Origin of the sequence: Spirosoma luteum DSM 19990 (assembly GCF_000374065.1) — a bacterium.
GTDB classification, from domain to species: domain Bacteria; phylum Bacteroidota; class Bacteroidia; order Cytophagales; family Spirosomataceae; genus Spirosoma; species Spirosoma luteum.
On the sequence record NZ_KB893301.1, the window covers coordinates 200,069 to 225,766 of the forward strand.

20 protein-coding genes are annotated in these 25,698 nt (G+C 52.3%); 11 read left to right on the forward strand and 9 right to left on the reverse strand.

Annotated elements, in window-relative coordinates:
* Nucleotides 1–11 precede the first annotated feature (11 nt).
* From B156_RS31610 to B156_RS0125590, 3 genes are all read right to left on the reverse strand, one after another.
* Nucleotides 12–188 carry a hypothetical protein gene (locus tag B156_RS31610; RefSeq protein ID WP_342664451.1) on the reverse strand — a complete coding sequence of 59 codons (177 nt, stop codon included), beginning with the start codon at nucleotides 186–188 and terminating at the stop codon, nucleotides 12–14.
* A gap of 31 nt (nucleotides 189–219) precedes the next feature.
* Complete coding sequence (locus B156_RS0125585; RefSeq protein WP_018622654.1) at nucleotides 220–924, reverse strand: twin-arginine translocation signal domain-containing protein; 705 nt, start codon at nucleotides 922–924, stop codon at nucleotides 220–222.
* Between the two features lie 349 nt (nucleotides 925–1,273).
* Nucleotides 1,274–3,016, reverse strand: a complete 1,743-nt coding sequence (locus B156_RS0125590; protein ID WP_245563838.1) for a tetratricopeptide repeat protein — start codon at nucleotides 3,014–3,016, stop codon at nucleotides 1,274–1,276.
* Between the two features lie 295 nt (nucleotides 3,017–3,311).
* Here B156_RS0125590 and B156_RS0125595 point away from each other — a divergent pair, with 295 nt between their 5' ends.
* From B156_RS0125595 to B156_RS0125610, 3 genes are all read left to right on the forward strand, one after another.
* Complete coding sequence (locus B156_RS0125595; RefSeq protein ID WP_018622656.1) at nucleotides 3,312–4,982, forward strand: putative maltokinase; 1,671 nt, start codon at nucleotides 3,312–3,314, stop codon at nucleotides 4,980–4,982.
* Between the two features lie 169 nt (nucleotides 4,983–5,151).
* Entirely contained in the window at nucleotides 5,152–7,194 is a 2,043-nt protein-coding gene (gene glgB / locus B156_RS0125600; protein ID WP_018622657.1) for a 1,4-alpha-glucan branching protein GlgB, read from the forward strand.
* 207 nt (nucleotides 7,195–7,401) lie between these two features.
* The gene (locus B156_RS0125610; RefSeq protein ID WP_018622659.1) at nucleotides 7,402–8,175 is read left to right on the forward strand and encodes a hypothetical protein; all 774 of its coding nucleotides are present in this window, start codon (nucleotides 7,402–7,404) and stop codon (nucleotides 8,173–8,175) included.
* A gap of 69 nt (nucleotides 8,176–8,244) precedes the next feature.
* Here the strand turns inward: B156_RS0125610 and B156_RS0125615 are convergent, their stop codons facing one another.
* The gene (locus B156_RS0125615; protein ID WP_018622660.1) at nucleotides 8,245–9,207 is read right to left on the reverse strand and encodes an alpha-E domain-containing protein; all 963 of its coding nucleotides are present in this window, start codon (nucleotides 9,205–9,207) and stop codon (nucleotides 8,245–8,247) included.
* A gap of 413 nt (nucleotides 9,208–9,620) precedes the next feature.
* Here B156_RS0125615 and B156_RS0125620 point away from each other — a divergent pair, with 413 nt between their 5' ends.
* Together B156_RS0125620 and B156_RS0125625 are read left to right on the forward strand one after the other, a co-directional pair.
* A complete protein-coding gene (locus B156_RS0125620) occupies nucleotides 9,621–10,424 on the forward strand; it encodes an NIPSNAP family protein (RefSeq protein ID WP_018622661.1) in 804 nt (267 codons plus the stop codon).
* A 57-nt stretch (nucleotides 10,425–10,481) separates the two neighbouring features.
* A complete protein-coding gene (locus B156_RS0125625) occupies nucleotides 10,482–11,879 on the forward strand; it encodes a Gfo/Idh/MocA family protein (RefSeq protein WP_018622662.1) in 1,398 nt (465 codons plus the stop codon).
* Nucleotides 11,880–11,905: 26 nt separating this feature from the next.
* Here B156_RS0125625 and B156_RS0125630 read toward each other — a convergent pair whose 3' ends face one another.
* A complete protein-coding gene (locus B156_RS0125630; protein WP_018622663.1) occupies nucleotides 11,906–12,514 on the reverse strand; it encodes a hypothetical protein in 609 nt (202 codons plus the stop codon).
* A 214-nt stretch (nucleotides 12,515–12,728) separates the two neighbouring features.
* On the opposite strand from B156_RS0125630, the gene B156_RS0125635 reads away from it, so the two are divergent.
* Entirely contained in the window at nucleotides 12,729–13,022 is a 294-nt protein-coding gene (locus B156_RS0125635; RefSeq protein WP_018622664.1) for a YidH family protein, read from the forward strand.
* Here the strand turns inward: B156_RS0125635 and B156_RS0125640 are convergent.
* Genes B156_RS0125640 through B156_RS0125650 form a run of 3 tightly spaced genes read right to left on the reverse strand, consistent with a single transcriptional unit; the run spans nucleotide 13,017 to nucleotide 16,961 of the window.
* Nucleotides 13,017–15,137, reverse strand: coding sequence for a xanthine dehydrogenase family protein molybdopterin-binding subunit (locus tag B156_RS0125640; protein ID WP_018622665.1), 2,121 nt, complete (start codon nucleotides 15,135–15,137; stop codon nucleotides 13,017–13,019). The genes B156_RS0125635 and B156_RS0125640 overlap by 6 nt on opposite strands.
* A 17-nt stretch (nucleotides 15,138–15,154) precedes the next feature.
* Entirely contained in the window at nucleotides 15,155–16,162 is a 1,008-nt protein-coding gene (locus B156_RS0125645; protein WP_018622666.1) for an FAD binding domain-containing protein, read from the reverse strand.
* Nucleotides 16,163–16,175: 13 nt separating this feature from the next.
* On the reverse strand, nucleotides 16,176–16,961 hold the full coding sequence (locus tag B156_RS0125650) for a 2Fe-2S iron-sulfur cluster-binding protein (protein WP_018622667.1): 786 nt from the start codon (nucleotides 16,959–16,961) through the stop codon (nucleotides 16,176–16,178).
* Between the two features lie 433 nt (nucleotides 16,962–17,394).
* Here B156_RS0125650 and B156_RS0125655 point away from each other — a divergent pair, with 433 nt between their 5' ends.
* From B156_RS0125655 to B156_RS0125670, 4 genes are all read left to right on the forward strand, one after another.
* A complete protein-coding gene (locus B156_RS0125655; protein ID WP_018622668.1) occupies nucleotides 17,395–18,990 on the forward strand; it encodes a sodium:solute symporter family protein in 1,596 nt (531 codons plus the stop codon).
* Between the two features lie 43 nt (nucleotides 18,991–19,033).
* A complete protein-coding gene (locus B156_RS0125660) occupies nucleotides 19,034–20,005 on the forward strand; it encodes a dihydrodipicolinate synthase family protein (protein ID WP_018622669.1) in 972 nt (323 codons plus the stop codon).
* A gap of 150 nt (nucleotides 20,006–20,155) precedes the next feature.
* Nucleotides 20,156–21,397 carry a Tm-1-like ATP-binding domain-containing protein gene (locus B156_RS0125665; RefSeq protein WP_018622670.1) on the forward strand — a complete coding sequence of 414 codons (1,242 nt, stop codon included), beginning with the start codon at nucleotides 20,156–20,158 and terminating at the stop codon, nucleotides 21,395–21,397.
* 27 nt (nucleotides 21,398–21,424) lie between these two features.
* A complete protein-coding gene (locus tag B156_RS0125670) occupies nucleotides 21,425–22,297 on the forward strand; it encodes a phosphoenolpyruvate hydrolase family protein (RefSeq protein WP_018622671.1) in 873 nt (290 codons plus the stop codon).
* A 261-nt stretch (nucleotides 22,298–22,558) separates the two neighbouring features.
* On the opposite strand, the gene B156_RS29895 is transcribed toward B156_RS0125670, so the two are convergent.
* Nucleotides 22,559–23,197, reverse strand: a complete 639-nt coding sequence (locus B156_RS29895) for a class I SAM-dependent methyltransferase (RefSeq protein ID WP_018622672.1) — start codon at nucleotides 23,195–23,197, stop codon at nucleotides 22,559–22,561.
* A gap of 910 nt (nucleotides 23,198–24,107) precedes the next feature.
* On the opposite strand from B156_RS29895, the gene B156_RS0125690 reads away from it, so the two are divergent.
* Complete coding sequence (locus B156_RS0125690; RefSeq protein WP_018622675.1) at nucleotides 24,108–25,688, forward strand: arylsulfatase; 1,581 nt, start codon at nucleotides 24,108–24,110, stop codon at nucleotides 25,686–25,688.
* Nucleotides 25,689–25,698: the final 10 nt, after the last annotated feature.

Here is a 25,698-nt window from a genome sequence, read left to right on the forward strand (position 1 = left end):
CGATTATCAATTCAAGTGCTTCGAGTAGATAAGTATTCTGTCATCCAATAAGCTGTAGACAGAATAGGGCTGATACCCAGTAGATACACCAGTACGGGAATAGTGAGCAGGCTGCCACCACCCATTAGTCCCAGAATAAAGCCGATTAACAGCGAACTTAAAAAGCCAGTGATCTGTAAAAGCGTCATACCCTGGTAGTTTGTACAGGCCAGTGTGCAATTATCCCGCAAAAATGTACGCGCAACCTTTTTCCTGAGCCCGGCCCAGAGCCCATACGCCGGATGGCACAACCTGAATGCCCGGAAGCAGTCCCGCCAGCCAGTCTTTTTTTACCTCGTCGACCTTCAGGTTCATCATTGGGGCCAGGGTATTCGCCATTACGGTCATGGCCACATCGCATACGCAGAACTTGACCCCACTGGCCTGTAATTCATTGATGCCAATAGCTACATCGCCGATCCCCGGTACTTTAAAATCCCCTTGTTTCGGTTTGGCGAATGGGTTACGCATAGCGGGCTTACCCGTAGCGGGGTCATCTGCTTTCACAATATCACCAAACTTATATTTTTCCCAGATGCGGTCTTCAAACGCATACGGAATCGCATAATGGCGCAACACAACCACCACGCTGTTGTCGGCTTCGGGAGTGCCGGTAGCCGCGTTGGTCAGCAGAAATACCCGTGGCCAGGCAAACGGTAGCACTTCATGCGGCCGGGTGGCATCAAAAACAACCTTGTGTTTTCCTTTGATGTCGTTGAACCAGGCGTCGGCCTCGTGGATATTCCCCTCCGCTACCGGTTCCGGATTGGCTGCTGCTGGCTTTGGGTTCACAAAAGCCGCAATTCCCAGCGAGGCTACACCGGTAGTAAGTGCTCCTAAAAATTCGCGACGGGGGGTTGACTGTTGCTCTTTAATTGATTCCATAGTGGTATGATTTATTGGGTTAAGCGGTTTAGTTTAAGACGCGTCTTACCGGCTCCAAAAAGGCCTTTTGGATGAATCGGTGATTTACGGCTGGGCTCCTGAAAAGACAGAATGAATTTATAACCCCTTGATTAGTAGTTGTAAAAATCTTGATTGAACGGTTGGCTATTTAATTCAGCGGCTAGTTTCCCATGTCGAACAGTATCCACATCGACGTTATTATTCAGGCGTTTTTACAGCTCAAATGGGACCAGTTAGAACGGTGCTGATGGGGTAAGCGGGGAATAGAAAAGATAGCTGCGCCATTGTCATTCGTCCCCTGCGAAAAAGGGATTAGACGTTTACGTACCTAGTCGGCATTCACCCTGCCTGATTGCAGGTCCTTATCGGCCCATTTCCGGGCCTGGGTCAATAAGACTTGTGTTTGCTGCGCTTTGCTGGTAAAACCCTGACCTGCCTGCGCCTGATACAGGCCTGATAACGCCCAGCCATTGCGTGGGAAAACAGCCAAATCATCAGCAAAAACAGCTTCAGCGTCACTATATCGTTTAGCTTTTAGCAAAACTGCGCCCAAGTTATGACGTAGCGAAAAGAACCAGTCCGGAGGCTCATTGTAGCCTAAAGCATCCTCCAGGGCAACAGCTTCCCGGAGCAAGTTGATACTATCATCCAGGTGCCCTTCCTTCGCCAGAATTTCGGCCCTTAGCACACGACGGGCTATTTCCAGAATGGAATGCATCGAATTAACAGGACCGATAGTTAATTTGGTCATTGCCGGATTCGTCGTCAACTTATCAAGTTGGTTTAGTGCCAGCTTTGCCTGCGGAATTTGCTGTCTGTTAACCAGCGCCAGACCACGGGCGTAGTGGCGAATGGCGGTCGGGTAAGCTAACTGAACTGTGTCGGCTTTGCTCATGCGCAGCAGTTCATCCCATTGCGCAAACTTAATGGCCACATGGTAGGGAACGGTGTAAAAATGCTGAAGAAAGCACCAGGCAGGCTCGGCCATCAGCGTTTTATTCGTATTATCGGCCACTTTTCGCGCTGAACTCATTGCCCAGTTGTAGTTGCCTTCCAGCGTAGCCGTAGCAACCAGCAGGTGGTAATTGTGCGGAAAATAAACCAGCGGAAAAGCCCCCTGCGCATGAGCACTCATCAGGTAATTACTGTCTACACGTACCGCCTGCTGGTTAGCCACTGAACCTTTGTGATAGTCGCCCGTTCGGATGTAAATGTGCGACGGCATATGGACCAAATGGCTGGCCTTCGGCGCTACCTTACCAAGTACAGCCGCGCTCTTTAGTCCCCGTTCCGGTGTTTGAGAAGCTTCTACTGCGTGAATGTAATAGTGATTCAGCGCAATATGATCGGGGTTACGAACCATCAACTTCTCCAGTGCAGCCACTATAGCAGGTGTCCAAGACTTCGGGCGACCATCTTTCTCCCATAAATCCCAGGGATGCAGATCCATTAACGATTCGGCATAGAACCCGGCAATATCCGCGTCGTCAGGGAACCGTTCATGGACTTGTTTTATAGCATTAGCATAAGCCAGATCATACGGTTTTCGGTCATTGACCGGCTTGGCCGGGTACCGTTTTGCCAGCGCATTGATCAACGCCTTTTCTTTATCGGTGCAATTTGCCGACAATCGAATCGCCCGCTGCACAGCCACATACGCTCGCTCATAATTATCGGGTTCCATACCCGCGTTATAGTTTGGCCCCAACACATAACTAAAACCCCAGTAGGCCATCGCGCAGGTAGAATCTAAGCGGGTAGCCTCGTAAAATGACCGGGCTGCTTCGGCATGATTAAAGCCCACCGCCAGCATGAGCCCCTGGTTGACATACCGCTGCGCATCAGAACTTGTTGTCGTAATGGGGAAGTTTATGTTGCCCAACCCGTCGAAAAGCAGTGCTCTTTTACCAGAACTATACCAGGCTTTATCTGTAGGGGCCGTCCCACAAACAACGATTGACGTAGGTAAGGTTTCTGCGGGTTTCTGCCGGGGTTGACAACTGATCAGCAGGCATACATTTGCTAGTATAGCGGTTAACCACCGTGATGAGAATTGCTGGTGTATAGGCATGATTCAGGGAAGCAGAGGAAAAGGGCTGCGCCGTAGAAACCTTCGTAGTTAAGTAACGTATCAGACAGTTCAACGTTGCTGCACGGTTCAAGTTATCGATTGTGGAAGTTGAAGGGCAGGTATTTTTAGTTACCGGTTCGTATATCCGGTTGCTACATCAATAATTTTCACATTTACAATTGATTAGCCGCTACTATGACTGACTATCCACTCAGAAGGCCGGGTATATTCAACCGCTTTTTTGAAAACAATACGGGGTCGAAACGACTTGATTAAAGTAACATGCTATCTGCTTATGAACGAAACAAACGCTTTAACATCCTCAACAGCATGGTCTGATAGTGCGCCGGATACGTCGTTCTGGTCAATGCTCACCCAGACAATTTTACCGCCTTATGTAAATACCTGTCGCTGGTTTGCGGGCAAGGCCCGGCAGCAGACGGGATTTGTCATAAAAACGGTACACACCCTTCAGCTAAGTGGTCATGACGTGGCCTATCTGGCCATTCTGGAGGCCAGCTATACCGAGGGTGTACCCGAAAACTATCTCCTTCCTTTATCATTCATTCCCGATTCATCGGCAGAAACGCTCACCCATATACCGGAGAAAGGACGCATTGGCGAAATTACCCTGGCTGGTCAAACGGGTCTGCTGATCGATGCTATCTATGACGAACGTTTTCGCCGGGCGCTGTTCACGAATGTCTATGCAAATACTACCATTCCCCAGGCTGGTGGGAAACTAGTATTTAACAGGGGTAAAGGGCTGGAAGAGGGCGATGGTGACCTACCCTCGCAGGTGCTGCCGGTCGATTCGAGCAATTCGGCCATGACCTATGGCGACAAATACTTTCTGAAGCTCTACCGCAAACTGTTTCAGGAAACGAACCCGGAAGTGGATATGGTTGCCTTCCTGACCGACAAAAGCAACTTTTCGCACATTCCCGCCTTCGGGGGTAGTATTATCTGGCAACAGAGTAACAGTGCCGACATAACCCTGGGCATGGTGCAGCGTATGGTGCCGAATGACAAAGACTCCTGGATGCAAACCGGGGATTATCTCAACGATTTTCTGTACGGGGTACCGGAGCGAATGTTTGCCATTCGGGAAGATGTGTTCGACAAGGTGGAACTGCTGGGTCAGCGAACGGGCGAAATGCACTGCGCCCTCTACAAGCCGGTCCGGGATGGGGAAGCATCCGATCCTGCCTTTGCCCCAGAGCCATTTACAGATGAGTACCGGGCGTTTATTATCAAACGGATTGAGGACCTGCTCGAACGACGGTACGCGCTGCTGGTAGACAACTACACCAAACTCGACCCGCAGGCGCAGCGGCTGGCGTGGGTATTTATGGAAGCCAGGGAAATGATTGAGAACTTCATTGCCGATTTCCGAACCCGCCCCCTCGAATCGCTCCGTATCCGGATTCACGGCGACTACCACCTCGGTCAGGTGCTGGCTACGAGTACTGATTTTGTGATGATTGACTTTGAGGGCGAACCTGAAAGCACCATTACCGAACGCAAAATCAAACACTCACCACTGAAAGATGTGGCTGGTATGATCCGGTCCTATCATTACGCCGTTTCGTCCAAACTATTTAACTCATCCGAAACGGAAGGGCTGGATGCACGGCACCTCGAGCGGGTGTCGGACCGGTGGTTTTCGCTCATCCGAAGTACCTTTCTGGACGCTTATCTAGACGTTTTTGGCGCACCGCATCCGCTGTTCAAGAACAACACAGAGATTAACTTTCTACTCCTGATCTACCTGCTCGAAAAGGCGGTGTATGAATTAGGCTACGAAATTAGCTACCGACCATCGTGGGTGAAAATCCCGCTGAAAGGTATTCTCAACGTAATCCGGGAGATAGAAAAAATCCGCCTGAGCGACGGCAGCGCGACGAGTGATATACCCATGCTACAAACGAATCTGCTTCAACCAACCCCGGGGCAGGATAGTTAACCTGCCCGGTCGGACTTATTTTATCCCTTGATACTCTTTATTTTCCGGCTACTCATAAATCATGTAAACAAACCGTATCTGGAATGAAGTAATATCGTTGTTAATCTGCTTTTTTCTAACTTTCCGGCTCTCAAACCCTTGACCGACGGAATCCTATTCTATTTAACCTATGGCAAAACGCAAAACCACGGCGGCATCGTCTCCTGACTCTGAAACCGACCAGCCTGTAAAGGCTGCTTCCTCTAAATCACCCAAAAGTAAGGCTACGCAGGAAACGCTTCCGGTAGCTGTCGAAAGCAATTCTGATTCTGGCCATTACTCCCGGTTTACGGATTTCGACATTCATTTGTTCCGGGCCGGAAAACACCGCCGACTTTACGAAAAATTTGGCTCACACGTCATCGAACACAATGGTGTGAAGGGTACTTATTTCGCCGTATGGGCACCATCGGCCCGGTATGTGTCGGTTATTGGTAATTTCAATAGCTGGAACAAAGGCAGCAATCCCCTGAACGTCCGGTGGGATTCGTCAGGCATCTGGGAAATGTTTATTCCGCATGTCGACCAGGGGGAATCCTACAAATACTTTATCGTGCACGAAGGGGGCCGGGAAATGGAAAAAGGGGACCCCTACGCCCATTGGTGGGAGGTGCCGCCTAAAACGGCTTCGCTTGTCTGGAACACCTATTACGAGTGGAACGACCAGGAATGGATGGCTAACCGCCACGCCAAAAATGCGCTGGATGCCCCCATGTCGGTGTATGAGGTGCATCTGTCTTCCTGGCGACGCGACCCCGGCAACCCCGAACGGGAGCTGACCTACGTCGAAATTGCCGATGCAATGGTGCCCTACGTAAAAGACATGGGCTTTACGCACGTGGAATTCATGCCGGTGATGCAGTACCCGTATGCTCCTTCGTGGGGCTATCAGATTACGGGTTATTTTGCGCCCAGCAGCCGGTTTGGTACACCGCAGGAGTTCATGCAGCTTATCGAGCGGTTGCACCAGGCGGGTATCGGCGTGTTGCTGGACTGGGTTCCTTCGCACTTTCCCGGCGATGCCCACGGCCTGTACGAGTTTGATGGGTCGCACCTGTACGAACACCCGGACATGCGGAAAGGCTACCACCCCGACTGGAAAAGTTATGTCTTCAACTACGAACGGCCGGAGGTACGCTCGTTTTTGTTGAGCAATGCCATGTTCTGGCTGGACCGCTGCCATGCCGACGGTTTACGGGTTGATGCAGTAGCCTCCATGCTTTATCTGGATTATTCACGTAATGCCGGGGAGTGGGAGCCAAACATTTTTGGTGGCCGCGAGAATCTGGAGGTCGTATCGCTCATTAAAGAAATCAACGAGGCTATCTACGCAGACTTTCCGGATGTGCAGACCATTGCCGAAGAATCGACCGCGTTTCCCGGCGTATCGCGTCCGGTGTACACCGGTGGCCTGGGCTTTGGTATGAAGTGGATGATGGGCTGGATGAACGATACGCTCCGGTATTTCGAGCGCGATCCGGCTTTTCGTAAATTTCACCAGGACGAGCTGACGTTCAGTACGGTTTATGCGTTCACCGAGAACTTCATGCTACCGCTTTCGCACGATGAGGTGGTATACGGCAAAAAGTCGCTGGTGGGAAAGATGCCCGGCGATGAGTGGCAGCAATTTGCAAACCTTCGGTTGTTGTTCTCCTACATGTTTACGCACTCCGGCACAAAGCTCCTGTTTATGGGTGGCGAGTTTGGGCAAACATCGGAGTGGAAATTTGATGCCAGTCTGGATTGGCACCTGCTGGAGTTTGGTCCTCATAAAGGGATGGCTGCGTGCGTAAGGGCCTTAAACAACCTGTACCGAACAGAACCGGCGTTGTACGCCCTGAACTTCTCACCCGACGGTTTTGAGTGGATTGACACCACCGACCGGGAGAATACGGTAGTGACCTACATCCGCAAAAGCAATGACTCTGCCGATACCCTGCTTATTGTGTTGAACATGACCCCCGTGCCGCGCACCAGTTACCGTATTGGGGTACCGTCGGCGGGTTCGTACAAGGAACTGTTCAATAGCGATGCTACGGAGTTCTTCGGTAGCGGTATCAGTAACACAGTACCCATCAAGAGCGAGAATGAACCCTGGCACGGACGGAAGCAGTCTATCCAACTGAATGTGCCGCCGTTGGGCGCTGTGGTGTTGAAAATGAGTAACCAGTAAATTCCCTATAACGGGTAATATTGGTGATGTTAAGCAGGTTATTTCCCCGGATTTTACAGCCCGGGGAGATAACCTGCTTTCTTGGTTAGGGTAGCTGATTCCACACGATAAAATGCCTGTTCATTGGACCCTGAAGCCCGTTCTTTCATTTCAGACCAATTGGTAATACCCCTATCTTTGCCCGCCTTAACAGCCTGTCTTGCCTGCATGAAGAAAATACTCGTTGCGTTTTTACTAATAGCTTCCTTTACCAGTTTTGCTCAATCGCCGGTGGCGGCTCGCCTTAGCAGCGGTTATGATATCGGAATGGCCTATTCCACCGGCCACTATAATCCGTCGGTTTCCTATTACCAACTCCTTACTGTTGGCGAGCGAAAGCTGTTTGCATTTGGCTGGAATGTGCGGCTGGGAGCCTTTTACGGAGATAATCTCAATTATTATACGGCACCCGCCCGCCTTACGCGGGGTAAATCGGGATTAGGCTCAATTGGTTTACCCCTTATACCGGCCAATATCGACACGGTTCGCTTCGATCATGTATCCATGACCTCACTCAGTATTGGCGTTCGGGCAAAAATTAGTCTGGGACGAGTGGAATTAGGGGCCAGTACTGATCTGCTGGGGTTTACTTTCGGCAAATCACGCACGGGGCAGTACCAGTCATCGACGGGTCAGTTCGCTATCCTGTCAGCCTCCGGGGCCGATTCGCTGCTGGTTCCGTTTCAGGGAGCAAACGCTTTGCAGAAGGCTTCACCCGGTGTTATTATCGCGCGCTTGCTGGGCGACAACAACAGGGGAACCCTCTCAACCCAGGTATATGCCAACATTCGCCTTACCCCGCGGGTTGGCGTGAAGCTGGGGTATCAGTGGCTCATCACCGAAATGTCCGTCGCCAATCGCGATGTTGTGGCTGATAATAACCGATTCCGGCATACGGCGGGTATGGCTTACCTGGCGCTGTCGTTACCCATATTTCAATGAGTGGTTGAGTAGTTAACTGATTGAGCCGTTGATCCTATTCAACCACTGAACCACTCAACCAGTTAACCGTTACACCTCTATCGGCTTAGAGTCGAAGTAGGTTTGGAAGATGGCCGCACCAATATCGTTGATGCGTGTCTGCAGATCATCCAGATACTGGTGCAAACCCGCTCTGAAGATATCGGCTGTTTCGGTAAACTCAATGTCGGTGCGGAGTTTGGAGATTAACCGCTCGGCCGAATTGCCGAAGCCATTGGTGATATTGTTGCCCGAAATTTCGTAGAGCGACAACTCCGCCTGTCGGATGCAGTGTCCTACTGCCCGGGGAAACATGCGGTCCAGAATCAGGAATTCAATGATACTCGATGGTGTTAGGGAGCGATACTGCTGCCGGTGCATGTTGTACGCACTCACCGACTTGAGCACGGCCGACCAGATCATCAGGTCGATGGTAGAACCCACCAGTTCTACTTCGGGCAACAGCGTAAAGTATTTAACATCCAGAAAGCGGGATGTCTTATCGGCCCGCTCCATAAACCGACCCAGCCGCCCAAAGTGCCAGGCTTCATTGCGGGTAATGGTGGCGTCAATAATTCCGTAGAACAACTGCGTACTGTTTCTGATTTCTGTCAGAAAAGTCTGCGTTTGCCCCAGCTCCCATTGTTGCTTGGGGGGGGTATCGCGCACCATCATGTAAAACTGATTGAGGTGTTCCCACATTTCTTTCGAGATGATCTCCCGAATGGTACGGGCATTCTCGCGGGCGTTGCTCAGGCACATGAGAATGGAGTTGGGATTCCGCTTATCAAACGTCATAAACTGAATAACGTTCTCCCGCGTTGGCTGCTTGTAATACTTCTTAAACAGGTCATTATCTGCCGTAGCGATCAGGAGTGGTTCCCATTGCTGATCTACATTCGGGGGGAGATCGAGAGCCAGATTGAAGTTTACACTCATAAAACGGGCATAATTTTCGGCCCGTTCAATGTATCGGTGCATCCAGTAAACGGAGTTGGCAACGCGGCTAAGCATAGGTGAGAAAAGGTGGGTTAAAATGACGGCTAACCAACAAAAATAAGGATTTGGGCCGAACTGGCAAGATAATGCGCTTTGTTTCGGGCAGAGTGCAAAATAATCATCGTTAAATAAAGTAATTCACAAGTAATTTCGGGAGTTGTTTTGGCTCTTTCGTCGCTACCTTAATGAGATTGGGCAGCTGATCAAACTTTTGTTTGCTTACCGTTGGCGTTAGGCATTAGCCAATTGATTAAAAGCCCCGACAAGACTTAATTTAGTCAGTCCCTGGTAACTGTTTATGAATAGCCGCTGGCCTTTAGCCAACGGAGCCGGGTCATCACATCGAAATCTAAACAGCCTCACGGTTAGAAAATCGCTCCTTTACCCTTATAGCGGTACTAACTTATTATTTTTAGTCAATAGATAACATGATCGCCAATCTGTATTCAGTATTAATGGGTAGCCTGCTGCTGAGCATCAGCACGTTCGCCTTACCAGCTTCTACGCAACCCGACAAACCCGGTTCCAACCCTGCCAAGCCCGGATCGAAACTCTACGAAGTGCGCATCTACCATCCCACTCCCGGAAAGTATGCCGAAATAGTGGACCGTTTCCGGCAATACACCACAAAGATTTTTGAAAAACACGGCATGGAAAATATTGGCTATTGGACCCCAACCGACACCACCAATAAAGAACTGATCTATATCCTGGCCTATCCCGACCGGGCCGCCCGTGATGCGTCCTGGAAAGCGTTTGGGAGTGATCCGGAATGGAAAGCTGTAGTCGCCAAAACCGAAGCCAATGGTAAACTGGTGGATCACGTCGATCAGATTTTTATGACCGAATCCGACATATCACCCAAAGTTAAAGTAGCTCAAAAGTCGCCCGAACGCGTATTCGAGCTGCGTACATACACACCCACACCGGGCAAGATGCCGAACCTGCTGTCGCGCTTTCGGGACCATACCATCAAATTATTCAGTAAGCATGGCATGACGAATGTTGGCTATTTTATTACGGAAGAAAAAGAGGCTGCTACCCCGCCTAAACTGGTCTATATTCTGGCCCACCCCAGCGAAGCCGAAGGAAAGCAGCATTTCGATGAGTTCCGGAAAGACCCCAAGTGGATAGCGGCCAAAGAGGAATCGGAGAAGATGGGTGGTGGTTCGCTGACGACCAAAGTAGAGTCTGTTTACATGAAACCCACGGATTACTCGCCGATGAAATAAGAATTCGGCGAACAACCTGTTTTATGAATCGGTTTCATACAGTAAATACCCTACTGTATGAAACCGATTCCTGATTTAATACAACCCCTGTTTAAGCACACGAAACCAGTCGATTTATCCCGGCAGCAATTCCTGCGACGGGCTGGATTGGGGCTGGCGACCGGTGCTATCGGCAGCATACTGGTTGCCTGCGGTGACAAAACAGGTGCCAGCGTCAACTCCTCTGTTTCTACGGCAGTCTCCAGTGGCTCTGTACCTAAACTGCCCGCTACCTCGCCACCAGCCGAAGTGCCCGCCGATTCCACCAAGCCCATTAAGCTGGAGCCAATAAAAGCCGCCACCGAGCAGCAGGACCCGCCCCCGCCTACACCCCTGCCCGATGCAAAACGGGTGGGATACGCGCTTGTAGGGCTGGGTCACCTGACACTTAATCAGCTATTACCCGCATTTGGTGCCTGTACAAAATCAAAAGTGGTTGCTCTGGTGAGTGGTAGTCCCGAAAAAATGAAGAAAGTAGCCATGCAGTACGGCATCAAAAGCGGAAGTTGCTACAGCTACGAAGACTACGACAAGATACGGGACAACCCGGAAGTGGATGCCATATACATCGTACTGCCCAATGGTATGCACGCCGAGTACACGGTTCGGGGAGCGCAGGCGGGGAAACATATCCTCTGCGAAAAACCAATGGCCAACTCGGTGGCAGAGTGTCAGACCATGATTGATGCCTGTAAAAAGGCCAATCGAAAGTTGATGGTTGCGTACCGGATCCAGTATGAGCCGCACCATAGAATAGTGCGGGACATGGTGCAGAAGGGAGAATTCGGTAAGGTGAAAAGTATTATGGCCAATAATGGGCAAAACTCCGATAACCCGTCGCACTGGCGTTTTGATAAGAAGCTGGCCGGGGGAGGGGCATTGCCCGATGTTGGTCTTTATTGCCTCAATACGATCCGGTATTTGCTGGCCGAAGAACCGACCGAAGTAATGGGCTTTATTCACAGCACACCGGATGATCCCCGTTTCCGCGAAGTGGAAGAACAGGTGAACTGGCTCATGAAATTTCCGAGTGGCGTACAAACCAGTTGCGCCACCAGCTACGGCCACCACGAGGACCGGCGTTATAAAGTGTTGGCCGAGACCGGCTGGATGGAGATGGACCCCGCCTTCTCGTACGAAGGGCTACAATTGCAGACCAGCCAGGCGGAGGGTAAGGAAAACCGGCTCACCCAGCATAAAATAGCGGACATAAATCAGTTTGCTGCCGAAATTGACCACTTCTCGGAATCCATTATTAGAAATACCATACCCTACACGCCCGGCGAAGAAGGATTACAGGATCAAAAGATAATGGAAGCCATTTACAAGTCGGCGCGGGAAGGCAGGCCGGTAAAGCTACCGGCTGTCAGTAAGAAGGACGCGTTTCGGGGGGCAGAGCCAAAAACGAATGCGTAGGTTACGCATTCGTTTTTGGTTAGCTGTTACTTTGTGGCTGTTGCCGACACGGGGGGATTTATCATGATGTGTGCCCGGTGGGTGCCGGGGTCCATAATCCAGGGCATTCCCGGTGCTTCGGGTTTCAGGGGTAGTCCGGTGCTTTCGGCGGTAGCGTAGGGGATGTAGACTACGTAGCGCAGGTAGCCATCTTTTACATTGCCGGTGGCCGCGTCGTACTGCTCATCCTTGGCCGAGTAGGAATACAGGGTTGATGGGTGCTCCGGCATCATCAGCTTCTTATCCTTCACCTCCTGCTCGCGCATGGCTAGTATTTCCGGGGCTTTTTTGCCATCCTTTTTCAGCACGCGGCCCCGTTCCATGAAGGGCTCCAGGTCTTTGTGGTAGCAGGACACACTCAGCCCCTTTTGCGTTGGGTCATCGGCCAGACAAACCAGTTCGTTGGTGCCTTTGCGTAAAACAACAAATTCATTTTTAGGGGAGTAGCCATACACCATCGCTGCGTCGCGCTTGTCGGCCGGGGCAGCTAGTAAAGCGGTTTTGATTTGTATATCGGGCGATGGAACAGCGGGCGTTTGGGCCATACCTGCCGATGCCAGGCCGCAAAGGGTCGCTAGTGTCAAAAGAGTTTTCATAGTCATTGTTAGTTTGACTAAGTAAGGTCGACAGGGGACTAAATTACTCAAAAGTGTACCGGGGCTGAATGGCCCTTCCGGGATTTAACGAAGGGTATACAACCCCCGTTTGATTTTTCGGCTGCCATTCTAGTGAATTTACCGGCCTTATTTGGTGAATTGGTCAACGTAACTTACTATGCGCCGAATAAAGCATAAACTACGTCCAACAAGAATGAGCCAATCCAACAACCCTGTCCGACACCCGTTGACACTAACGGAACAGCTAGCCGCCGACCGAACCCGTTTGGCCAACGAACGCACACTGTTAGCCTACGTCCGAACGGCTTTAGGGCTGATTGCCAGTGGAACGGGATTCGCCGAATACCTGGATTCTCCGTCTCTACGCGTGGTTTTCATCCTGTTTATTCCGGTAGGTGTTTTGGTTTTACTGATAGGGATAAGGAGCTTCCTGAAACGCCTGAAGGGGCTGAATGAATACACCGAAGAACACCCGTCAACCTCATAACAGCTTGTCGGGTGTGATGGGTAGCTCCCGAACGCGCTTGCCGGTGGCGTTGAACACCGCATTGGCAACGGCGGCTGCTACTCCCACGATACCCACTTCCCCGATTCCCTTTATCCCCATCTTGTTGGCGAGGGTATCTTCTTCCCGAATAAAGATAGCGTCCAGGTCGCCAATGTCCAGATTGGATGGAACGTGATAATCTGCCAATGACCGGGTCACGAAATTGCCCCAGCGCGGGTCGAGCACCGATTCTTCGGTTAAGGCCATGCCGATGCCCCATACATTACCACCGATTATCTGCGACCGGGCCGTTTTGGGATTCAGTATTTTGCCCGCTCCCGTTACGGCCAGAAACCGGGAAACCCGGACCATACCCGTTAACTTATTGACCCGGACTTCGGCGAAATTCGCGTTGAAACTATGGGCCGAGTATTCCTCCGCGCTCGCCAGTGGCTTGGAATCCACCCTTGTTTGGTGCGTAGGTATCTTTTCCGACACCATCAACTGCGAAGCGGTAGGGCGGGCGTAGTATTGCTTGCCTGATTTGGCAATCAACTCATCCGTAAGCTTGATGCAGGCATCGTTCACCACGTTGGCGTAACTGGTGGCGCCTACCGAACCCACCGACCCGGCGGCTGGCGGCAGGTCTGAGTCACCAATATGAACAGTTACATTTTTGATGGGCAGGTCCAGCGCGTCAGCCGCGGTTTGGGCCAGTATGGTATAGGTACCCGTTCCCAGGTCGGCCGCGGCCAGTTCTACAATGGCGGTAACGGTACTGCCCTCCCGGTTTAGCTTTACGATGGCCGAACTTGGCCGTTGGTGCGCCGGATACGTGCCAGCCGCTACGCCGTAGCCAATCAGGTAATCACCATCCTGATTTTGCCGGGGTTCCATCTTACGCTTATCCCAGCCGAAAGCTTTGGCCCCCGCCTGTAAACACTCCACCGCTTTTCGCGACGACCAGGGTTTGCCGTTTGACGGGTCTTTTGCCGGTTCGTTTTTAATGCGAAACACGATGGGGTCCATCTTCAGCTTGTACGCCAGTTCATCCACCGCCGATTCAAGGGCAAAGCTGCCCGTCGATTTTCCCGGACCACGGGTGTAGGTCGGCAGGATAACGTTCATGGGTACCACCTTATACGTAATGAGCGCGTTGGGGGTGTCGTACATGATTTTGGAACAGTCTCCGCAGGGCTCCACAAACTCCGTGTCAATGGCGCAGTGGGTCGTAATTTCGTGCGCCAGCGCGGTCAATTTGCCTTCTTTTGTTGCCGCGAGACTTACCTTCTGGAAATTTTGCTGGCGTAGCCCAACCGAATTAACCATCTGGTTGCGGGTCAACGCCAGTTTTACCGGGCGGTTGGCCACTTTGGCCGCTACGGCCGTGAGCACCAAATTGGCCCACTGGCCCCCTTTTGAGCCGAACCCGCCCCCAATGTACGGTGAAACGATTCGGACGTTTTCCGGGCTAAGGTTTAGGGTGGCAGCCGCTGCGTTCTGCGCGCCGTTTACGATTTGGGCGCTGCTGTAAAGCGTCACCTGGTTGCCCGTCCATTCGGCAATGGCCGCGTGGGGTTCCATGGGATGATGGTGCTCAATGGGGGTGGAGTAAGTCTCTTCAACGGTATAGCTGGCCGTGCCGAGTGCCGCTTTTGCATCGCCCCACTTCTCGTCATGATTGTCTTTCGGGGGTTTAGCCTCGCTGGCCAGTTTGTCGAAATCAGCTTTCGGCGTCTTTTTGTCGTAGTCAACTTTTATGAGGTGTGCGGCATGGCGGGCCTGCTCGAATGTGTCTGCCACGACGATACCGATGTTCTGGCCGTAGAACTCGATTGCAGGGCTTTGCAACATCGCTCCCCCCCGAATGCCGCCTTTCACGTTTAGTTTGGGCGCATTCTTATGCGTGATAACGGCCAGCACACCCGGCGATTTTTCGGCTTCTGCCGAGTCGATGTTCGTAATGGTTCCGGCGGCAATAGTACTCTTGAACAAAATGGCGTAGGCGGCATTCTTAATCGGGTGGTCTACCGAATAATCTGCTTTACCCGTCACTTTTAGAATACCGTCGATACGACTGACGGGTGTACCGACTAGTTTGTCTTTTTCGCGCATGGCATTGAATGATTAAATCAGGACTTGCTGCCGTTCAGGGCTTGTTGCAGGGCCAGGACAATACTCCGATTGCCCAGTTCTACTTTGAATTTATTATGCTCCAGGGGGCGGGCATCCGCCATCCCGGCCGTGGCTGCCAACCGGAAGTTCGCTTCAGTTGCTTCTTTCCCGACGAGCAGCTGCTCGGCTTTCAGCACGCGCCAGGGCTTATGCGCCACCCCACCCATCGCAATGCGGGCCTTGCTGATTTTATTCCCATTCAGTTCCAGCGCAGCAGCTACCGAAATCAGGGCAAACGCGTATGAAGCACGGTCGCGCACTTTCAGGTAATAGGAATGATTAGCAAAGTTGTTTTTGGGCAGTTCGATGGCCGTGATGAGTTCACCCGGGTTCAGGCTGGTTTCTTTTTCGGGCGTATCGCCGGGTAGCCGATGGAAATCGGCAAAGGGAATAGCCCGTTCCTGTCCGCTGGCATTCCTGACGGTTACGACGGCATCCAGCGCGGCCAGGGCTATCGACATATCGGACGGGTAAACCGCTACGCACTTCTCCGACCAGCCAAAAATAGCGTGCAGCCGGTTGACGCCCTGCAGGGCGCTACAGCCCGTACCCGGCTCCCGTTTGTTACACGGCATGGACACCTCGTAGAAGTAGGGGCAGCGGGTCCGTTGCAGCAAATTACCACCATTGGTCGCCATGTTCCGTATCTGCCCGGATGCACCGGCCAGGATAGCCTGGGTCAGCAACGGGTACTGCTGGCGAACCAGTGGATGGTTGGCCGCGTCGGTATTCTTACCCAGACCACCAATGGAAAGGCCACCCTGGTTGGTACCGATGGTGATGGTTTTGATGTTAGTGAGGGGCAGTCGGTTGATGTCAATTAGTTCATCGGGCCGTTCCACATCCTCCTTCATCAGGTCGAGCAGGTTGGTGCCTCCCGCCAGAAATTTGGCGTTTGGCTTCCCCGCCAGCCCTTTTACGGCCGAAGAAATATCGGTGGCGGACGTGTATTTAAATGGTCTCATAAGGTGAAAGGCGTTAGTCGGCGAAGTGCCAGGTTTGTTCTACGGGTTCGCCGCTGTGTACTTCCTGAATGGCCGCCACAATATTGGGGTAGGCACCGCACCGGCAGATATTCCCCGACATCCGCTCCCGGATCTCTTCGTTGGAGAGTTGAACCGGCCCGGCTTTCCGGCGAACGTTTTCGGTCACGTAGCTGGCATCTCCCCGTTTTGCTTCGTCCATCAGGGCCACCGCCGAGCAGATCTGGCCGGGGGTACAGAAGCCGCACTGGAACCCGTCGTGTTTCAGAAAAGCGGCCTGTATCGGGTGCAGGTCATTACCCTGGGCCACGCCTTCGATGGTTTTAACGGAACGGCCCTCGCAACTGGCTGCCAGCGTCAGGCAGGACAATACCCGCTGCCCGTCCACAATAACCGTACAGGCCCCGCACTGCCCGTGGTCGCATCCTTTTTTAGAGCCGGTCAGTGCGAGCCGTTCGCGCAGGGTGTCCAGCAGCGTCATTCTGGAATCGACCGTTAATTTTCGGGCCGCACCATTGACACGGAATGACACGTCGACCCCGTTTTCGATAGCGGCCAGGGGAGCCGTGTCCAGTGGAATGCTGTGGGGGCGGGTAAAAACCTGCTCGGCCACCGCCGACTGAGCCGCCAGCATGCCACCACCGGCCAGCGTCATCAATTTCAGAAAATGCCGCCGGTTGACACCCGTATCCAGGATGTCGTTGAGGTCCTCCGGCATCAGGTCTTCGAAGAGTTTCTTTTCGTCTTCGGTTAGTTGGTGTTTTTCATCTCCGTTCATCATGCCGGTTTTTGGACGTGCCGTTGTGGCGTTAGTCTGTTGAGAGAGGTTGTTTCTGGGAGGGGGTAATCAGTAAACAACTTATCATATAACGAAATTGTTACGCGAAACCATCGGCTATTATTCGTGCAGACCCCGTTAAAAAGGCGATAATAATAAACTCACCGTTGCGTAGCCAGCATGTCAATGAAAACCCTGTGAAAAGGTGCCTTCCTATTCAACTAAGCCAACTTGATAATTTAGTACACTAATGCGGTAATTGTTGAGAAGTAAACCTGTTGAATCGCGTATAACTTTATTAACAAAGTTAAAAAACTATCCTATTAGTCATACCTATGTGTCCTGCTTCGCCGATTGACATCAGAAGTTAACTAGTATCTTTCGTCCATAATCGGATAATTTATCCGGCAACTTCGGTCAGTGAGAGCCTACAGCCATGAAAACATTACCTGCGCTTGACTTGTCGGTTATACTGGTTTATCTGGCCGGTATGATTGCCGTTGGTGTCTATTTCTCCCGAAAAACGGGGAGTGCCGACCAGTTTACTACGGCGTCGGGCAGGATTCCGGGCTGGGCCATTGGCATGTCGCTGTATGCTACTTTCCTGAGCAGCAACACGTTTTTGGGGGTGCCGGGAAAAGCCTTCGGGGCCAACTGGAACTCGTTTGTCTTTAGCCTGTCTATGCCACTGGCAGCCTGGGTAGCCACCCGATTTTTTGTTCCGTTCTACCGCCACACGGGCGAAGTATCGGCCTACACGCATCTGGAACACCGGTTTGGGCCCTGGGCAAGAACCTACGCCGTGGTTTGCTTTCTGCTGACCCAACTGGCCCGCATGGGGTCCATATTCTTTGGTATTGCCCTCAGTTTGCAGGCCCTGACCGGCTACCCCATGGCGACTATCATGCTGGTGGTGGGCAGTTGCATCATTATTTATACCGTACTGGGTGGCATGGAAGCCGTTATCTGGACGGAAGTGGTGCAGGGCGTCGTGAAAACATCGGGGGCTGTAATCATCCTGTGGCTGGTGGTGCAGGGAATGCCCGGCGGAGTGAGTCACATCATGGATATTGGTACGACCGACAACAAATTCAGCCTCGGCAGTTTCGCCCCTGATTTTACCCAACCCACGTTCTGGGTGGTGTTGCTGTATGGTTTTTTTATGAATCTCAACAACTTCGGCATGGACCAGAACTACGTGCAGCGGTACCACACGACTACGTCTATCAACGAAGCCGCCCGGTCGGTCTGGCTGTGCGTTTATCTGTACGTACCTATCTCGCTGCTGTTCTTTTTCATCGGCTCCGCCCTGTATGCTTATTACCAGACCAACCCCGATTTGATGGACGCCGTCCGGCTACAGGTAGCCACCGAACGGTTACCTGCCGGGAGTCAGGCAGCTATCCGTCAGTTGGCCGGTACGCTCAGCGCAGCCGATATCGGCGATAAGGTAATGCCCCATTTTATGGTCAATAAAGTACCGGCGGGTTTGCTGGGCCTCATCGTAGCGGCCATTATGTCGGCGGCCATGAGTACCATCAGTTCCGGCATGAACGCGTCGGCCACCGTTTTCTCGATGGATATTTACCAGCGGTACATCAACCCTAACCTGTCGGCCAAAAACTCGCTGCGGCTTTTGTACATCGCGACCACCCTGTTTGGCGTTTTCGGGATGCTCACCGGCATTGCCATGATTGGCGTGAAGAGTGTGCTGGACGTCTGGTGGCTGCTGTCCGGTATCTTTGCCGGGGGGATGCTGGGGTTATTTCTGCTGGGTATCATTTCCCGGCAAACCCGCAACGCCGAAGCCTTTACTGCCACGGTTGTGGGTGTGCTGGTTATTGTCTGGCTAACGTTTTCGGGTCAGTTACCCGCTGAGTATACTTATTTACGCAACCCGCTCAACCAGAACATGACGATGGTAATTGGCACGCTTACTATTTTTCTGGTCGGTCTGCTGCTCACGAAACTGCGCTCCAGAAAAGGCGAACCGGTACCGACAACACCACCGCACCGTAGTCTCACAAATTGAATTTTCTCCTCTATCAACTCCCGTATTTTCGAATCCTACTGCTATGACTCCCTCCAATCACACCGCCGACACATTGCCGCGCGGCTTTATCCCCGTCATGCTCACACCCTTCCTGGAATCGGGTGCCATCGACTCGCCGGGTCTGGCCCATCTAACCGATTACTACATCGCGTCGGGGGCTGCGGGTTTGTTTGCCAATTGTTTGTCCAGCGAGATGTACGAGCTGACCGATTCGGAACGGCTGTCTATTACCAAACAGGTAGTGGAGCGGGCGGGTGGTCAGGTGCCGGTAGTCGCTACGGGTACGTTTGGCGGGTCCATTGCGCAGCAGGCCGATTTTGTCAAACGTATCTACGACACCGGCGTACAGGCCGTCATCGTGATTACGAGTCACCTGGCAAGTGAGGCCGAGAGCGATGCCGTTTTCCTGGACCGGATGCACCAGTTGATGGCTCTGACCGAAGCCATCCCGCTGGGATTCTACGAGTGTCCGGTACCCTACAAGCGACTCATTAACAGTGATATACTAAGGGAATTGTTGCCTACGGGTCGGCTGGTGTACCACAAGGATACGTGCCTGGATGCCGACGAGGTGAGCCGTCGGTTAGCGGTGGCGCGTGGCTATAATTTTGCGCTGTACGATGCCTACATGGTCAACGCTGTGTCGTCACTGCGGGCGGGGGCAGCTGGTTTGTGCTGCATTCAGGGTAATATTTTTCCGGAACTCATCACCTGGCTTTGTACCCATTTCGATGATGCCGCCCGTCAGGATGGCGTGAACGAGGTACAACAGTTTTTAACCGACAGTATGGATCTGGTGCATACGGCCTACCCAACCATTGCCAAGTACAGCCTGAAAAAGCAGGGACTTCCCATTACGTTGAAAACCCGCCGGGTGGTGGAGCCGCTCACCCCGGCGTTGCAAAACAATATGGACGACCTGCTAAAAACGGTGGCTGAACTCCGCAAGAACCTGGGCATTGAAGCGTCTTTCCCCGTTAGCTCAAAGGCTTGAGAGGAAGTATAGACGAATAACAGGTAATAGGGGAGGATACCGTTTAATTTGCCGGCCCGGATTCCTTACAGCCTCAACTGGCGGCCTGCGCCATTCCATTAACCGCCCCGGCACAGGCAGTCAACGAGCGCACAAAAACCGAAACCCACCATGAACCAGCATATTTTACTGATTGGCTGTTTCGATACGAAAGGAGCCCTTTTTGCCCATTTGCGACATTGTATCCTGGCAAGGGGAGAACAGGTCATTGCTATTAACACGGGTGTTATGGACAGTACCACAGCGTTTCCCGTAGAGTATGAAGCCAGTGCCGTTGCTCAGGCCGCAAACTATACACTTGACTATCTCCGAAACCGGCAGGACAGAGGCCTGGCCATCGACGTGATGGGTCGGGGAGCCGCGGTCATTACGAAGCAGTTGGTTGATACCGGCCGGATAAAAGCCGTTATTGGTATGGGTGGTGGAGGTGGTACGTTCATTACGCTGCTGGCCATGCAGGTGGTACCGTTCGGTATTCCGAAACTGTGCCTGACCACGCTGGCAGCCAAAGATTTATCCCGACAGGTTGGTCAGAAAGACATCACCCTCATGTCGTCGGTGGTGGATATTGCCGGTTTGAACAGTATTATTACCCCGTTGATTGAGCAGGCAGGCGCAGCCATATGCGCCATGGCGAATGTTGACACTACAGCGGGCCAACCAACGTCAGCAGGCCGGGTTGCCATTAGTATGTTCGGCAATACAACTGCCTGCGTTGCGCAATGCACGATTCTTTTGCAGAAACAGGGCTACGAGGTACTGGCTTTTCATGCTACGGGCGTGGGTGGTAAAACGATGGAAGCGTTTATTCGGGAGGGCTATTTTGATGCCGTTCTGGACGTCACCACTACCGAACTGGCCGACGACCTGTGCGGGGGTATTTGTAGTGCCGGACCAGAGCGGCTGCTGGCGGCTGCCCACCTGGGTATTCCAGCGGTGGTGGTGCCGGGGTGTCTGGACATGGTTAATTTTGGCCAGCCCGATACGGTGCCCGTTGCGTACCGGAACCGAATGCTGTACAGTTGGGCACCGGACGTAACACTGATGCGAACCAACGAGGCAGAAAACAACGAACTGGGTATTCGATTGGCGCAAAAAGTCAGCCAGTCTACCGGACCCGTAACGGTAGTTTTACCCATGAACGGTATTTCACAGATTGATGCAGAAGGTGGCGTTTTCTACTGGCCTGCTGCCGATGAGGCACTTTTCAGGGCCATAAAAAACAATATAGCGGCAACGGTGAATCTAATCGAATCAGCGGCTCACATCAATGATACGGTTTTTTCAAACCTGCTGGTCGGTTGCCTGCTTGCGCTGATGAAGCAACGGAAACCGGCCGCTGAAACTAACTAGACGTTAACAACACCAAACCACTACAGTATGCCAAACCCATGGACGGGGAAAGGAAACCCCTACACCCGGCAGGAAGTAAGAGACCGGTTACAGGCTACCCTGAACCAGAACAAAGCCATTATTGCCGCTGGTGCGGGAACCGGTATCAGCGCTAAATTCATCGAAAAAGGCGGGGCCGACCTGCTTATTATTTACAACTCCGGTCGTTTTCGTATGTCGGGGCACGGCTCCACGGCGGGTCTGATGGCCTATGGTGATGCCAATGCCGTAGCCATGGAAATCGGCGAATTTGAGGTGCTGCCCGTCGTGGAAGAGATTCCGGTTATTTGTGGGGTACACGGCTCAGACCCGCGTCGGCGGATGTGGCATCATCTGCTTAAAGTGAAAGAGATGGGCTTTTCGGGCGTGAACAACTTCCCGACGCACTCCATTGTGGATGGGCACTTCCGGCAGGTACTGGAAGAAACCGGCATGGGCTTCGACAAAGAAGTGGAGATGATACGGCTGGCCAGCAAAATGGAGTTGTTTTCCATTGTGTACGTAGCCACTCCGCACGAGGCCCGGCAAATGGCCGAAGCCGGGGCCGATGCCATCATTGCCCACGTAGGGACCACCGTTGGCGGCTCCATTGGCGTAGTGGATGCCTCCTGCTCCATGGATGAGGCCGTTGAGCGCACCCAGGCAATAATTGATGCTGCCAGAGAGAGCAATCCCGACGCTTTTTTTCTGGCGCACGGCGGCCCCATCAACACGCCGGACGATGTTCGCATGATGCTGGAACACACATCCGCCCATGGCTTTGTGGGTGCTTCCTCGCTGGAGCGCATGGGGGTAGAACAATCGTTGACGGACCTGACCAACCAGTTTAAATTGATTACGTATTCGACAAATCCTTCCTGAAAATTTAGCTCAAAACTCCGGTCCAGCAGTTGCGCCCCTGCGTGGCATTTTCCGGTCAAAATAGGACAATGACCCGTATGTTACCTGGTGTCACGAACCATGACTGCGTTTCGGGTAGCGGCTTATTCGTGAAACAGGTAAAGCATTTTGGCCGATTGATTTATGGGTATTAATGCTTCCATACATTGTCCCGAAGGAAGCTACGGTGTTGCAGCCACTAACCGCCGTTCAACTCAACCGGTAGCATACGCCCCCATCTGGTCACTTTGAGCACTCCAGGGCCACCGCCGACTGAAAACGGGCAGGGTCTTCTACATGCCGAAACATTGGGTCTGCCGAGTCATTGAACGTACAGGCACGGATATGGGTGAATCCGGTATCCCGCAACTCGTTGGCTAATGAGCAGTGGTCCCACATCCAAAGATGGTTCGAATTGCCCAGCAAGGACTTTAGCAGGCCCTTTACTCCCCGTGGGCGATTCTCGGCACCCAGCATTGTACGTTCACCCCAGGGCGATAAAAACCGGTGACTGGCTTTTACATCACCTGATTCGAGCTCCGCAATGTACTGGCGGGTATACGTCTCTAAGTCAGGAACGATGCATCGAAACCACCCACCGGGTTGTAGTATGGTATACGTATTTTTCAGAGCCTTCCGAAAATCGCTGAGGCTTAGGTGCTCTAACGTATGTGAGCTGTAAACGCCCAGGCAGGAATCTGCCGGTATCGGTAACCCCGTTATAATGTCGCCAACGAGGGCATTGTTGGGGAAAACGCAGTAAAGCTTTTTTTTAATCAATGGCCCTAATACCGGTATCTTCTGGACCCGAAGTGTGGGCGAAGTATCGAAGTTAATCCACTCTTTCGGTGTCGTTAGGCCACAACCGTACTGTACGTACAAACCCTTCAGGGGCGTATCCTATAAATGTTTCATGGGTGAACTTGTTAAAATAGGTGGCTATGAATAGGGAATTGTTGACTTATATGGGTTGCTCAACGGTTCACAAAAGTGGGTCCTGAGCAGCTGATTTTGGAGTTCAAACGCTCAAACTACCCTGATGCTCTATCGGCCTATCTGGTAAACTTTCGCCGGGCAAAAAGTGCTGTGGTAAATTTTGTTGCTCCTCAAAATCTGGCAACGTAAACACGCCATCCGAGCTATAAGTAAGGGGTAGCTGACACAAAGCCTCCTTTCTACCGCGAAACTGGTTTGAGCTAGTAGGGTCTACTCACTTTTAAGAAATCATCTGCTGTTGATGACCATGTACCGCTAGTGATAATTTTGCCGTTCGAATAGGTGCAGAAGCAGTCAATTTCGATGCTTGTATGACTCGAATCAATTTTGAGGGCAAAGTCACCTCTAAAATGACAGGGCATCAATAGTGCCTGACTCTCTCAAACAAAGTTTGATAAAATAGTCTGGAAAGCAAGTGGTTAAATTCGCGTAATTACTTAACGGTAAGGTTTGTAAAGAATAAATGCCTCAGGTTGCCCCACAGCGTTGATTGGTCTATCAACGCGTTACTTAATCGGTCGAACCGCCGATGGATGGGGTAGCATAGTTCAGTGAAATGCTTTATCAATTTAGCGATAATCGCCTGGCTGAATTTGCACTTTTGTGCAGACATATAATTGATTTTTAGCTTAAACACCAGGTTTCTGACTCTTTGTGCCGGTTCCTGACTAATCGTGTGGTTACGTTTACCGGCGACCTGAATAACCACTCCCGAACGCTGCAACTTCCGCAACGACGGAGGGAGCCCCTGAGAAACAAAAAACACCCTTCTCTTATAAAACGATACACTTCCGCCATGAGAATTATCCTGATTACCCTATTCTTACTTTGCCGCTCAGCCGTATCAATCCAGGCTCAGCGGCCCAACGTGGTCATCATCATGGCCGACGACATGGGCTGGAGCGACATTGGAAGTTACGGCGGAGAAATTCCCACGCCCAACCTCGACGCCCTGGCCAAAAACGGCCTGCGGTTTTCGCAGTTTTACAACAACGCCCGCTGCTGCCCCACGCGGGCCAGTCTGCTCACGGGTTTATATTCGCATCAGGCCGGCATCGGGCAAATGTCTGAAGACCCCGAACGCCCGGATGCTTTTCATTGGGGAACACCCGGCTATCAGGGGTTTCTGAACCGGAATTGCGTAACCATTGCCGAAGCCCTCAAAACCAATGGCTACCATACCTACATGGCCGGTAAATGGCACGTAGGCATGCACGGTAAAGAAAAATGGCCGCTGCAACGGGGGTTCGACCGGTACTACGGTATCCTGGCCGGAGCTACCAGTTATTTAAAACCGCAGGGTGGGCGCGGACTAACATTAGACAACCAACCCCTCGACCCGCCCACCGACCCGAATTACTATACGACCGACGCCTTCACCGACTATGCCGTCCGCTTCCTACAGGAACAGAAAGATAAAGCACCATTTTTTCTGTACCTGGCCTTCAACGCGCCCCACTGGCCCCTCCACGCCAAACCAGCCGACATTGCGAAATTCAACGGAAAGTACAGTGCGGGCTGGGATGTGATGCGGCAGCAGCGGCTGGCCCGGCAGCAGAAAATGGGCCTCTTCAGGTCCGGTACCCCCGTGTCGGCCCGCGACAACCGGGTGCGGCCCTGGGCAGAACTTTCCGCCGGAGAAAAAGACAGCACCGCCTATCGTATGGCCGTCTATGCCGCTCAGGTATCGTCCCTCGACCAGAACGTGGGTAAACTGGTTGCTACGCTGAAAGAACGGGGGCAGTTTGATAACACCCTGATTATCTTTTTATCGGACAACGGAGCCTGCGCCGAAACGTACGATGAGTTAGGTAGTCGGCCCATGGCACTCATCAACGAGCCTGATTTTTCAGGGCCGGTTTCCTATGGCATTGGCTGGGCCAACTCCTCCAACACGCCGTTGTTCGAGTATAAAGTCAAACCGTCTGAGGGCGGGATGCGCGCGCCGTTTATCGCCCATTATCCGGACGGCATCAAGTCGCAGCGGGGAACGATTACGCCGGTAAAAGGCCACATCATGGACCTGATGCCTACCATTCTGGACCTGACGGGTACTACCTACCCCAAAACGTTTCATAATGGCCAGTCCATCACGCCCCTGTCGGGGCGGAGTTTGCTGCCCACGTTCAAAACCGGCAACCAGCCCGACCCGGAATACATGTACTGGGAACACGAATGGTACGGGGCGGTTCGGAAAGGCGACTGGAAGGCTATCTATCACCTCAAAAAAGAAACCTGGGAACTCTATAACGTCATCACCGACCCTATCGAAGCCCGTGATGAGGCTAAAAGCCAGCCAGCGCTACTCGCGGATTTGCAGCAGCACTGGCGCGATTGGGCCAACACGCACCAGGTTTTTCCGAAGAAAAGTCAATAGAAAGTGGGTG